We start from the raw sequence: 12,867 nt of genomic DNA, 5'->3' as shown, positions 1-12,867 counted from the left end.
AAAAACAATTTTATTAAAAAATTAACCTTATTACAATTATGAGTTCAGAAAATGTTCAAACCAAATGGGGACAGTTTATCCCACTAGTTATCGTGTTCTTCTTTTGGGGTTTTGTTGCTGCCAGTAACGATATCTTAATTCCTGTATTTAAAACGGCTTTTAATTTATCTCAAGGAGAAAGTCAGTTAGTTTCGTTAGCATTCTATATTGCTTATACAGTAGGATCCTTAATATACATGGGAATTTCAGTTTTAATCAAAGAAGATTTAGTTAACAAAATTGGCTACAAAAACGGTCTATCATTAGGGTTACTTATTTCTGCAGTCGGAACATTATTATTTTACCCTGCAGCAAATACAGGTTCATTTCCTTTAATGCTTTCAGGTTTATTCATAGTAGCTTTAGGATTTTCATTACAGCAAACTGTTGCTAATCCGTTAGCAATTGCTTTAGGACCAATATCTACAGGTTCTCAGCGTTTAACATTAGCTGGTGGAATCAACAACTTAGGAACTACAATTGGGCCACTAATCGTAAGTTTTGCGATCTTCGGATCAAGTACAGGATCATCTACTTTAAGTATCGAAAGTGTAAAAATTCCTTATTTAATTTTAGGACTTGCTTTCTTATTAGTTGCTATATTACTTAAATTTTCATCTTTACCAGACAAACCAGCTCTTATCGAAGAAGAAATTGCTGCTGATGGTGTTAATGCAAAAAAATCAGCTTTACAATACCCTCAATTAATAATGGGTATGATTGCGATCTTCCTTTATGTTGGTGTAGAAGTTTCTACAGCTAGTAATTTACCAGCATACATGGAAAGCAAATTAGGATTCTTAACTCAGGAAGTTGCTCCATATATATCTTTATACTGGGCGAGTTTAATGATCGGACGTTGGACAGGTGCAATTGAAGCTTTTACAGATAAGGCAAGCTTACAGCAAATTTTACGTTTCGTAGCTCCTTATTTAGCTTTTGGTGTATTCTTAGCGGTAAATGCAATTGCGAAGCACGACTTAACTCCATTTTATATTTACGGATTAATCATTTTAGTATTAATTGCTGCTGATATTGCAAGTAAAGGAAACCCTGCAAGAATGTTATTAATCTTCTCTTCTTTAGGTATTGTTGCGATCGCTATCGGAATGGCTACAAGTGGAATTGTAAGTGTTTATGCTTTCACAAGTGTTGGTTTATTCTGTAGTACTCTATGGCCATGTATCTTTACACTTGCTGTAAGCGGATTAGGAAAAAACACAAGTCAGGGAAGCAGCTTCTTAATCATGATGATTATGGGTGGTGGAGTTATCAGCTGGTTACAAGGTTTTGTATCTGAATTCATTGGTATCCAGGCAAGTTACATTGTTGGTATCGTATGTTTCGCTTACCTTGCATTCTATGCTTGGAGCGTAAGCGGAATCCTTAGAAAACAAGGAATCAATTTCGACAAAAAATTATCTGGAGGTCACTAAAATTTCAGAAATACCCATATAAAAAAATCCAAATTCCTATTATAAAATTGGAATTTGGATTTTTTTATTCACAAAAGAATAACCTTTGTTCCTTTGCAGCTCTGAACCTTTGCACCTATCTACTTCGCATTAATAACATTACTCAGGTTCTTCTTAAAAATGGCTCTATTTTCTTCTGATATTTGATAAACAACATCCTTATCTGCATGAACAATAACCTTTTCAATATTCTGTGATGCGAGACCTTGCGGATCTTTAATTTTTAAAGTACAGGCCCCGTCAAAAAAACCATCATCTTCAATAATTTTCTTTGCTTCGATAACAGTTCCGTTACCTAAAACAGCAGAAATTGTCATTTCTTTATTTAAGGTTTTAGAATAAAATCCGTCCATGACAAGAAGCAGTCGATACGAATTTTTCATTTCAGGACCTTTAAATTCATGCCTGGTAATATTATACCGAAGCCCTTTTGCTAAAGGCTGAAATGCTACAGAACAATCTAATTCAAATGTCGCTACATCCCCGGCATCATTTACACTCTTTAATATTTCAGCTGTCTGTGCATTTATTGAAACACTAGTGGCAAAAAAAGATATAATTATCAATATTACTTTCATAATCAACAATTTAAGTTTCATATAAAAGTAAAAAAAATCGCCTTTTCTCGTTAGAAAAAAGGCGATTTAATTTTTATAAGTATCTAAGGATTAATTGTTTCCTTTTTCGAAGTCAGCAACAAACTGAGCTAAACCGATATCAGTTAACGGGTGTTTCAACAATCCGTAAATTGCAGAAAGAGGTCCAGTCATAACATCAGCACCAATTTTAGCACAATTTACAATATGCATCGTGTGACGTACAGATGCAGCTAAGATTTGAGTTTCGTAACCGTAATTATCATAAACTTCTCTAATTTCCTGAACTAAGTTTAATCCGTCAGTTGAGACATCATCTAAACGACCTACGAACGGAGAAACATAAGTAGCTCCGGCTTTAGCTGCTAAAAGAGCTTGTCCTACAGAGAAAACAAGAGTTACGTTAGTTTTAATTCCTTTATCAGAAAAATATTTTGCAGCCATAACTCCTTCTTTAGTCATAGGCAGTTTTACAACGATTTGATCATGTAATTCAGCTAACTCTTCACCTTCTTTGATCATTCCATCATAATCAAGAGCGTTTACTTCTGCACTTACATCACCTTCTACAAGATTGCAGATGTCAACATAATGCTTTAAAATGTTATTTTTTCCTGTAATTCCTTCTTTCGCCATTAATGACGGATTTGTCGTTACACCATCCAAAACACCTAAAGCTTGTGCTTCTTTAATTTGATCTAGGTTAGCTGTGTCAATAAAAAATTTCATAATTTATTTAAGTTTAAATTGTGTTGATTTGTTTTTCGTGGTCTGCTTAAAATTTTTAAATCAGGAATCTTAAGCAAATGCAGCTGCAAAATTACAAAATCAATATCAATAACGATTTCAAAATCAAAACCAATTTGAAATTATATGTTATAAATAAAAAAATATTTGTGTTTTAGAGCTTATAATGATTCATTAGCATTTTTTCATATACTTTATCCGGAAGCGCACGTTTCAGGACAATTGAAAACTTTTGCATAAAAACACCCACTTTATAATGAATTTTTGGTTTGTCTTTTTGTATGATTTTAAAAATCGCTTCAGCCATTTCATTTGGATTACTTCCCGCGTCAACATGTTCATTCATTGTTGCAAGTGTATCTCCATATACTTTTTCGTAAGCAGAACCTTTTAAAACTGGAGCATGATAACGTCCAGAAGCAATATTTGTCGCAAAATCACCCGGAGCAACATTGGTAATTTCAATTCCAAACTGCTTTACTTCCATTCTTAAAGCTTCGGTAATTAATTCTAAAGCTCCTTTTGAAGCCGAATAAACACTTCTGTAAGGCAATCCCATATAAGCGGCAATAGACGTGATATTAATGATCAAACCTGATTTCTGCTCACGCATTTGTGGCAAAACAGCTTTCATCACTTCAATTGGACCAAAGAAATTTGTTTCAAAATTGTTTTTGATTTCTTCCATCGGAATTTCTTCCAAAGGTCCTGTAATTCCAACTCCGGCATTATTAATTACAATATCTAATCTTCCGGAAGTTTCCATGATTTTCGCAACAGCTGTTTTAATTGAATCAGCATTTCGAACATCTAAAGCAACTAATGGAAAAACTGAATTTAAAACTTTTTCAGGATTTCTGCTTGTTCCGTAAACAACGAAACCTTTTGCATGTAAAAATTCTCCAATAGATTTACCTATTCCCGATGATCCTCCTGTAATTAAAACGACTTTATTCATTTTGAGTTATGAGTTATAAATTATGAGTTATGAGTTATAAATTATGAGTTATGAGTTTGATGCAGAAAAATCTTTTTACTTCTAACATTTAACTTCTAACATTACGAAAGGTCCAAAAATAAAAAAATCCTCCCGAAGGAAGACTACTTTTATACAAATTCTAAAAAATAAAAAGTGGCAAGCGACCTACATCGCACCGCTCAACCACGTACCCTTGCTATGTTCCCATCCTGGGGGAGTCTGCAGGAGCTGGTCGTGTAGGACTTGCCGGTGCAAATATACAATCTTTTTATATTTTTGCAAGAGCTTTGCTGCTATAAAAATATCGTTGTATATTGGCTTATTCAAATTTTAAACTATGAAAAATTATAACTTCCTAACTGTCATTTTATTAGGAATTACATTAATTGGATGTAACGGCACAAAAAAAGGTGAAAATTCTTTATTTACTATCGATGATTCTGCTTTTCCAGCGCATTTTCTGCCAAAAGAAGCGGTTTCAATCGGAATTTTAAACCCAAATTCGAAAGAAATCGACAGCATTGTATACTTTGTTAACGACAAAAAAGTGGGAAGTACAAAAGGAGCTGAGAATTTTAAATTTGAGTTAAAAAATCAAAAATTAGGTTATCAGTACTTAAAAGCTACTGCTTATTTTGGTAGTGATTCATCTGATGCAACAAAAAGAATTGAAGTTGTTTCAGACGTTCAGCCGAAAGCATTAAAATTTAAAATAGTAAATACTTATCCACACGATCCAGAAGCTTTTACTGAAGGTTTAGAATTTCATGATGGTGTTTTATTTGAAAGTACAGGTCAAAAAGAAGATTCATACTTTAGATCTGTTGATTACAAAACCGGAAAAGTAATCAAGCAGGTTGACCTGCCAAAAGAATATTTTGGAGAAGGAATCACTTTTATCAATGGGAAATTATTTCAATTAAGCTGGCAGGAAAAAACAGGTTTTATTTATGATGCAAACACATTAAAACTTGAAAAAAAATTCACCTACGATAAAGATATTGAAGGCTGGGGAATGACGCATGATGATAAATATATTTATCACTCTGACGGAACTGAAAAAATCTGGAAAATGGATCCAAATACGCAAAAATTAATTGATTATATCAATGTGTATTCTGGTTCTTCAAAAATTAAAGCTATTAACGAATTAGAATTAATTGATGGAAAATTTTATGTAAACGTTTGGCAGAAAGATGCAATTGCAGTGGTAAACCCAGCATCTGGCGCAGTTGAAGGAATATTAAACCTTTCTGATTTACGTAAATTTATTAAAGCTCCAAAAGCAGAAGTTTTAAACGGAATCGCATATAATCCTCAAACTAAAACCATTTTTGTGACAGGTAAATACTGGGAGAAAATGTTTGAAATCACAGTTTCAGAATAACAGTGAGACAAAATTCAAATTTTTAAATTCCAAATTCCAATAATAAAACACGAATTTCACAGATTTCACGGATTAGTTCGTGATAATTTGTGAAATTTGTGTTTTATAACATTCTCAAAATACTAAATCTATATAATGATTATTTTAATTAAAAATATAAAAGAACTGCTTCAAGTCCGTGAAACTTCTGTTTCTAAAGTTTCGGGAGCTGAGATGGCAGAACTTCCTACGATTAAAAATGCTTTCTTAATTATAAAAGACAATCTAATTGCTGATTTTGGTTCGATGGAAAATTTACCCGAAATCAAAGTTGATAAAGTTATTAATGCGGAAGGTCGCATTGTTCTTCCGTCTTGGTGTGACAGCCATACTCATATTGTATATGCAGGAAACCGCGAACAAGAATTTGTAGACCGCATTAACGGATTCACTTATGAAGAAATCGCCAATCGCGGCGGCGGTATTTTAAATTCGGCTAAAAAATTAAACGAAACTTCTGAAGAAGAAATTTACGAACAGTCCAAACTTCGTCTTGAAGAAGTTATGCGCTTAGGAACTGGAGCTGTCGAAATAAAATCCGGTTACGGATTAACTATTGAAGGTGAATTAAAAATGCTTCGTGTAATTAAAAAACTGGCAGAAAATCATCCTATTTCCATAAAAGCAACTTTTCTTGGCGCACACGCTTTTCCAACACATTATAAAGAAAACAAAGCAGGTTATATTGATGAAATTATAACTAAAATGCTTCCTGAAATTGCTCAAAATAAACTGGCAGATTACGTGGATGTTTTCTGCGAAAGCGGTTATTTCTCTGTTGAAGAAACCGAAAAAATTATGCAGGCCGGAATTGAATTCGGCTTAAAGCCAAAAATTCACGTTAACCAGTTTAATTCTATTGGCGGAATTCAGGCTGGTGTTAAATTTAGCGCACTTTCTGTCGATCATCTGGAAATAATGAATCCGGAAGATATTGAAGCTTTAAAAGGCACAGAAACGATGCCGGTTGCTTTACCGTCTTGTTCTTATTTTTTAAGCATTCCGTATACGCCGGCTCGTGAAATGATAAAAGCCGGTTTACCTTTGGCATTAGCAACAGATTTTAACCCTGGTTCTACTCCATCCGGAAACATGAATTTTGTTGTGGCAACAGCATGCATTAAAATGAAAATGACTCCGGAAGAGGCCATAAATGCCGCTACAATAAACGGTGCTTATGCAATGGGACTTTCTGATACGCATGGAACCATTACAAAAGGCAAAAAAGCCAATTTAATTGTAACAAAACCAATTTCATCTTACTACCAAATTCCTTATGCTTTTGGAAGCAATTTGATTGAAGATGTTATTCTTGAAGGTGAAATTATATAAATAGATTTTTCAATATAGCCCGTGGTTTCAACCACGGGAAACGCATTGCTAAGCATGCTTTCAACCAAACACAAGAAAACTTAAGACATAAAAAAAGGTCTGTGAAGAAAATCACAGACCTTTAATATCTTAAGTGGTATTTTTACTTAAACGACGATGAGAATTTATCTCAAGCTGAAACTAGTTTTAGAAACTAATTCATCATTATCAAAAACATTGATAAAGTAAGTTCCTTTAGCAAAATCTTTTCCTGGTAAATCTTCCGTAACGTTTACAGTTTTGTTTTCATACTTTACAGTAGTTTTAAAGCTGTATGTTAAAGAGTTGTCACCGAAACTTTCAGTTTTTTTCTCGCCTAAAACGTTGTTTTTTGCATCAATAACCTGAACATAATATGTTTTATCTCCAGATTTTGCAATTTGGTTTTCAGCAATTGTAAAACTTATTTTTAAAACATCAGCACGGCTTGCTTTGTCTGTTTCAATTTGTTTTCCAGAGCTTCTTAATTTATAAGCTGCAGTTTTAGTGTTCGTAATAGATAATTTGGAACCTCTTTCAACTGTTTTTGCAAGCTCTTCATTTTGACCTACAAGTACTTCGTTATATTTTTTAGACTCCCCTAATACTGTAATTGTACTATCTCTTTGAACTGTTAAAACACCATTTTGTTTTTTCAATTCGTCATTTTCAGCAACAAGAGTTTTCATTTTGCCCTGCATTGCCTGAACTTGAGATCTGTATTTAGAAACGTCACCTTTAGATTTATTTAAATCTGCCATTAAAGCGACAACTTTATCTCTTTCCTGAATTAACTCATCAGACATTGACGTATTTTCAGCAATTGCAGCATCATAAGTTGCTTTTAATTCCTGTAAATCTTTCATAACAGATTCTTTTTCTGTCATTGACGTTGTCAATTCTGTTTTAACTACTTCAGTATCAGAAGAAAGTTTAAAAATATACACTAAGCTACCAATTAGTAGGACTGCTAAAACCGCTATAACCGCTTTTAGACTTGAATTGTTGTTGTTCGTTGGGTTTTCCATATTGAATAATTTTCTTTAATAACAAATTTAAGAATTAATATATCTTAATAACGTAAGTTGTAACAATTATATTATTTTTGGAAAATAAATTTTTTTCATGGAGAAATTAGTTCCTTTTACTGTCAATGATTTGGCAAAAGTCACAAATCATCGTAGTGGTGAAATAAAATTCGGAGAAAAAATGATTGTGCTTCCTAAAGGAGCAGATAAAATCAAGTTTTTGCAAGAATCGGAGGCGAAGTATGTGTTGTTAGGAATTCCTGAAGATATTGGTGTAAGAGCGAATTACGGAAGACCCGGTGCGGCATCTGCCTGGGAAAGTGCTATTAAAAGTATTGCAAATATTCAGCATAACAGATTTTCTAAAGGAAGTCAGATTATTATTTTAGGACATTTAGATGTTTCTGAAGAAATGCGTGATGTCGAAAAATTAGATTTTAATGATATCGACGATCGTTCTAAACTAAGTCAGTTAGTAGAAAAAATTGACAAAGAGGTTTCGCATATCATATTTACTATAATTAAAGCGGGAAAAACTCCAATTATTATTGGCGGCGGTCATAACAACGCTTACGGAAATATTAAAGGTTCGGCTTTAGCCAAAGGAAAACCTATTAATGCGATTAATTTTGATGCCCATTCTGATTTTAGAATTTTAGAAGGCCGTCACAGCGGAAATGGATTTTCTTATGCTTATGAAGAAGGTTTTCTTAAAAAGTATTTCATTTTTGGACTTCACGAAAATTATACTTCAAAAAGCGTTTTAGATATTATTAAAAAACTCGAAGATCGTGTTCGCTATAATACTTACGACAGCGTAAATATTCGTAAAGAAAAAGATTTTGAAAGAGAAATGGCTTTGGCACTTGAATTTATCAAAACAGATTCATTTGGAATTGAAATTGATTTAGACGCAATTCCTAATATCGCCAGCAGCGCTATGACTATAAGCGGTTTTTCGGTAGAAGAACTAAGACAGTTTATTTCGTTTTTTGCACAGCATAGAAATGCGACTTATTTGCATATTTGTGAAGGTGCGCCAGATCTTGCCGATTCTCCTAATAATAATTTAATTGGAAAATTAATTGGCTATTTGGTAACTGATTTTATAAAAGCGAATAACGAAAAAGATAAAATTAACTGAAGAGCAAGTGGTCTGCAGCCACATATTTCCCAAATAATAGCAGATTCAAATCAACGGTTAACCGAATAAACCTATCTTTGCACAGAATTTAGTACTTAAAACTAAAGTTCTTAATTAGTAAGATATGTTATTCGAAGATTTATCACTTTCAAAAAGTATACAAAAAGCCGTATTTGAAGAAGGCTACCTAAACCCCACTCCAATTCAGGAAAAATCGATTCCGATTGTTTTAGCCGGAAGGGATTTAATTGGCTGTGCTCAAACTGGTACGGGAAAAACTGCCGCATTTGCTATTCCAATTATACATCAACTGCATAGAATTGTAGGCTCATCAAAAAAAGCCAAAGTAATTCGTGCCCTTATCGTAACTCCTACTCGTGAATTAGCGGTTCAAATTGGACAGAGTTTTGACACTTATGCAAAATATACCAATTTAACACAGCTGACTATTTTTGGCGGAGTTTCTCAAAATCCGCAGGTTGATACCTTAAAAAATGGTATTGATATTCTAGTTGCGACTCCGGGTCGTTTATTAGATTTACAAAAACAGGGTTTTCTTGATTTAAATCATTTACACACTTTAGTTTTAGATGAGGCTGATCAAATGCTGGATATGGGTTTTATAAACGATGTAAAAAAGATTGTAAAACTGACGCCTAAAAACAGACAAACTTTACTTTTCTCTGCAACTATGCCTCTTGCGATTCGTGAATTGGCCGAAATGTTTTTGCAGGATCCTGAAAAAGTGGAAGTTTCTCCGGTTTCATCAACTGCTGAAAATGTGGAACAGCGTATTTATTTTGTTGACAAAACAGAAAAAAGAAACTTATTATACCATTTGATTAAAAATGAAAATTTATCAAATGTGCTTGTTTTTTCAAGAACAAAACATGGTGCTGATAATGTTGTAAAAGCACTTCGTAAAAAAGATATTCCAGCAGAAGCGATTCACGGAGATAAATCACAAAATGCGAGACAACGTGTTTTGGATGCTTTTAAAAACAAAGAAGTTGGTGTTCTGGTTGCTACAGATATTGCAGCAAGAGGAATTGATATTGACCAATTGCCGTATGTCATCAACTTTGATTTACCTAATATTCCGGAAACATATGTGCATAGAATTGGCCGTACGGGACGTGCAGGAAATGGCGGAATTGCGATTTCATTTTGCGGTAAAGATGAAGAGCCTTACTGGAAGGATATTAAGAAATTAATAAAAGTAGATGTAAAAATCATTACAGATCATCCTTATCCATGGCACGCAGGAAGTCCTGAAGCCGGCGAAAAACCTAAAAATTCAAACCGAAGCGGCGGTGCTCACAAATCGAGAAAATCGAGTGCTTCAAAACAAAATAAAAAACGCTGGTATTAACCAGCGTTTTTTGATTCATTTATGAGATAATTTAAAATCTTAAACAGTTTAACTGGCTCAAAAGGTTTCACGATAATATCATTCATTCCTGATGAAACTGCTTCATCTGTAATTTCATCTTTATCAAAAGCAGTAAGCGCTACAACCGGAGTTTTTATACCAAGCTGCCGAATTCTTTTTGTGGTTTCAAATCCATTCATTAACGGCATATTGATATCCATCAAAATAAGATCAAATTCTTCTTTTTCTAATATGGAAAGAGCAGCAAAACCATCATCAACAACTTTGCAGATAAAATTATTTTTTTCGATAATTTTCTTGGTTACCAATTGATTAATGAGATTATCTTCGACAATAAGAATTTTGTAGATATCGCTTGAAGTTAAATCGACTTCTATATTTTCAATAATTTTCTTTGTTTTAAGAGGATCGTGTTCAAAAGGAATAGAAAATGAAAATGAAGTTCCTGCACCAAGATCGCTTTCTAAAGTAATCGAACTTCCAAAAAGACCTAATAAGCGTTTTACGATGCTTAAACCCAATCCAGTTCCCTGGTAATCTTCTTCTTTTCTTCCTACCTGAACAAATTTTTCGAATATTTTATTTTGATCGACAGCAGCAATCCCAACACCATTATCTTTTATCAGAAAACCTAAATAATAAAATTTTCCTTCTATTCTTTCCAGTTTAACTCTAATTTCAACTTCTCCATCTTTAGTAAATTTTAAAGCGTTACTCACGAGGTTCATTAAAATTTGTGCCAACCGTAGTTTATCTCCAATTAAGTATTCGGGAATTGCGTGATCAATTTCAACATTAATTTTATTGTTGTTTTTTTGAGATAAAAAAGAAAGTGAATTTTTAATCACGGTTATCTCATCTGAAATATTAAAAGTCAAACTTTCCAGAACGACTTTATTCTCTTCAATTTTATTGATTTGCAGAATGTCATTTACAAGAGACAATAAATATCTGGCAGAAAATTTTAAAGCGCTTAAGTGTTCGCTTTGGGATAATTCTTTGTGTTCTTCTAAAAGCATATTGGTTATCCCGACAACACCATACAACGGAGTACGCAATTCGTGGCTTATAGTAGAAATAAATTGAGTTTTGAGTACAGAGGCTTCTTCTGCCATTTCTTTTGCCTTTAGAAGCTCTAAATTGTGTTTCTTCTTAAGTCCGATATTCTTAATTAAGGTTACAATTAAAAAAAGCAGAATAAATGAAATAAGAATGAACAGGATTACAATAATTCGTGATTTTTTGAGACTTTGTAATTGTGATGTTTTTTCATTTTCAATTTTCTCAATCTGTCTTTTGTATTCATCCAGTTCTAAGTTTAAACCGGCTATAGAAGCTTTTTTAAGCTTTTCCTGGCTATAGAGTTCGCCTGTAATTTTATTATATATAACGAGATTATTATATGCTTCTTTGTGTTTTCCTATTTTGCTCAGAAATTTTGAATATTCTAAATGTGCATAAGCTAAATCTGGTTTCTCATCTTTAGACTTGCTATAGGAAATTGCTTTTACAAAATAGGTATTGGCTTTATCATTTTGATTTTCGCTGGCCCAATACATTCCGTTTAAGAAATTTAAAGCAATGTCATTTGCCTTTCCTTTTAAATCATTTTGATGTTCATTGATATATTGCAAATATGGCAGTCCTTCTTTATAGTTTCCAATCTTAAAATAGGACCAGACAATATTAAGATTGGTTATGGCAACTTCTTTCAAATATTTTTGCTGCCTTCCAAATTTTAATGACTCTTTATAATACGTAATTCCGTCGCTGTACATTTTTTTTTCAAAAAAATACAAGTTGCCCAAATTACTGGTTATCATCATTCTTAGACTAACAATATTAGATCGTTCTGCATAGAATAATGCTTTCTTATAAAAAAATACAGCTTTATTAATTTCGCCCAAATCGTGAAAATTAATTCCGATAATGTTGTAGTTCCTCGAAATCAGCGTATCATTTTTTATATCAAATGCATACTGAAGGGCAATTCCGGATTTTTTTAAGGATTTTTCGTAATTAGTTTCATCTAAATAATCACAAGCTTCCTGAGTTAGTTCTTTAATTTTTGTAAGAGATACAGCATGGTTTTGAGCTGGCGACTCAAGACAAAGTATGTTTAAAAAAGTAAAAATTAAAAAACAAAATCTATAATGAAGCATAATTTGGGATATGTTTATTCAAATATACATTATTATCATAATACACAATAAAAGTATTATCTTAATAACCTAAAGATTCAATAATCATTTTACTATTTTACACTTATAAAATATAAAAAAAGGCATTTAAACATTTAGGAAGCTTAAAGTTTATACCTTTTAAACTTTATTATCCTCGATAAAACTCTTTCAAAGCTTTAAAACACTACAAAACAAGATCTATTATCATTTCAAAGTTCTTTTTATTGAAAAACATTTAATAAAAACATCATAATAATGAAAAATTATACTATTTTTAACTAAATTAAAAAACATAAGCCCCAAGTGTTTTTAGAAGATTGGAGCAACTAAAAATTAAAAAACTATGTTAGAAAACTTTTTAAAATTTGCAGAAACTGAAAAATTGACTAAAACACAACAAAAAGCAATCACTGGTGGTGATACAGAAGCTCCAGAGTCGGAGGAATCTAGAAAAGGTAAAGTTGCAGCAAAATAATTTATTAGTTGATTTATTCAAATAATAAAAAT

At 32.5% G+C, this 12,867-nt stretch carries 11 protein-coding genes and 1 other RNA gene; 6 read left to right on the top strand and 6 right to left on the bottom strand.

Features of this window, described 5'->3' with window-relative positions; translation table 11 throughout:
• Positions 1-38 precede the first annotated feature (38 nt).
• Positions 39-1,475, top strand: coding sequence for an MFS transporter (locus tag ACODSB_RS08700; protein WP_488936750.1), 1,437 nt, complete (start codon positions 39-41; stop codon positions 1,473-1,475).
• 119 nt (positions 1,476-1,594) lie between these two features.
• Here the strand turns inward: ACODSB_RS08700 and ACODSB_RS08695 are convergent, their stop codons facing one another.
• The 4 genes from ACODSB_RS08695 to ffs form a co-directional block, all read right to left on the bottom strand.
• Positions 1,595-2,092 (bottom strand): hypothetical protein, encoded by a 498-nt coding sequence (locus ACODSB_RS08695; protein WP_488936749.1) that lies wholly within the window; start codon positions 2,090-2,092, stop codon positions 1,595-1,597.
• 90 nt (positions 2,093-2,182) lie between these two features.
• Positions 2,183-2,839 (bottom strand): fructose-6-phosphate aldolase, encoded by a 657-nt coding sequence (gene fsa, locus ACODSB_RS08690; RefSeq protein WP_488936748.1) that lies wholly within the window; start codon positions 2,837-2,839, stop codon positions 2,183-2,185.
• Between the two features lie 172 nt (positions 2,840-3,011).
• The gene (locus tag ACODSB_RS08685) at positions 3,012-3,815 is read right to left on the bottom strand and encodes an SDR family oxidoreductase (protein ID WP_488936747.1); all 804 of its coding nucleotides are present in this window, start codon (positions 3,813-3,815) and stop codon (positions 3,012-3,014) included.
• A 172-nt stretch (positions 3,816-3,987) separates the two neighbouring features.
• An RNA gene (ffs, locus tag ACODSB_RS08680) (signal recognition particle sRNA small type) lies at positions 3,988-4,085 on the bottom strand.
• A gap of 88 nt (positions 4,086-4,173) precedes the next feature.
• On the opposite strand from ffs, the gene ACODSB_RS08675 reads away from it, so the two are divergent.
• Positions 4,174-5,223, top strand: a complete 1,050-nt coding sequence (locus ACODSB_RS08675) for a glutaminyl-peptide cyclotransferase (protein WP_488936746.1) — start codon at positions 4,174-4,176, stop codon at positions 5,221-5,223.
• Positions 5,224-5,358: 135 nt separating this feature from the next.
• Complete coding sequence (gene hutI / locus ACODSB_RS08670; RefSeq protein WP_488936745.1) at positions 5,359-6,594, top strand: imidazolonepropionase; 1,236 nt, start codon at positions 5,359-5,361, stop codon at positions 6,592-6,594.
• A gap of 164 nt (positions 6,595-6,758) precedes the next feature.
• Here hutI and ACODSB_RS08665 read toward each other — a convergent pair whose 3' ends face one another.
• Positions 6,759-7,640, bottom strand: a complete 882-nt coding sequence (locus ACODSB_RS08665; RefSeq protein WP_053470170.1) for a hypothetical protein — start codon at positions 7,638-7,640, stop codon at positions 6,759-6,761.
• Positions 7,641-7,737: 97 nt separating this feature from the next.
• On the opposite strand from ACODSB_RS08665, the gene ACODSB_RS08660 reads away from it, so the two are divergent.
• Both ACODSB_RS08660 and ACODSB_RS08655 read left to right on the top strand, forming a co-directional pair.
• Positions 7,738-8,784 (top strand): formimidoylglutamase, encoded by a 1,047-nt coding sequence (locus tag ACODSB_RS08660; protein WP_180858653.1) that lies wholly within the window; start codon positions 7,738-7,740, stop codon positions 8,782-8,784.
• 124 nt (positions 8,785-8,908) lie between these two features.
• Positions 8,909-10,156 carry a DEAD/DEAH box helicase gene (locus ACODSB_RS08655; protein ID WP_180858655.1) on the top strand — a complete coding sequence of 416 codons (1,248 nt, stop codon included), beginning with the start codon at positions 8,909-8,911 and terminating at the stop codon, positions 10,154-10,156.
• Here the strand turns inward: ACODSB_RS08655 and ACODSB_RS08650 are convergent.
• Positions 10,153-12,339, bottom strand: coding sequence for a response regulator (locus tag ACODSB_RS08650; protein ID WP_488936744.1), 2,187 nt, complete (start codon positions 12,337-12,339; stop codon positions 10,153-10,155). The genes ACODSB_RS08655 and ACODSB_RS08650 overlap by 4 nt on opposite strands.
• A 364-nt stretch (positions 12,340-12,703) precedes the next feature.
• On the opposite strand from ACODSB_RS08650, the gene ACODSB_RS08645 reads away from it, so the two are divergent.
• Positions 12,704-12,835: a hypothetical protein gene (locus ACODSB_RS08645; RefSeq protein ID WP_488936743.1), complete on the top strand. Its 132-nt coding sequence runs from the start codon at positions 12,704-12,706 to the stop codon at positions 12,833-12,835.
• Positions 12,836-12,867 lie beyond the last annotated feature (32 nt).

It is taken from the genome of Flavobacterium sp. FG68, assembly GCF_057808895.1.
This window is presented reverse-complemented; position numbering and strand designations above follow the sequence as displayed.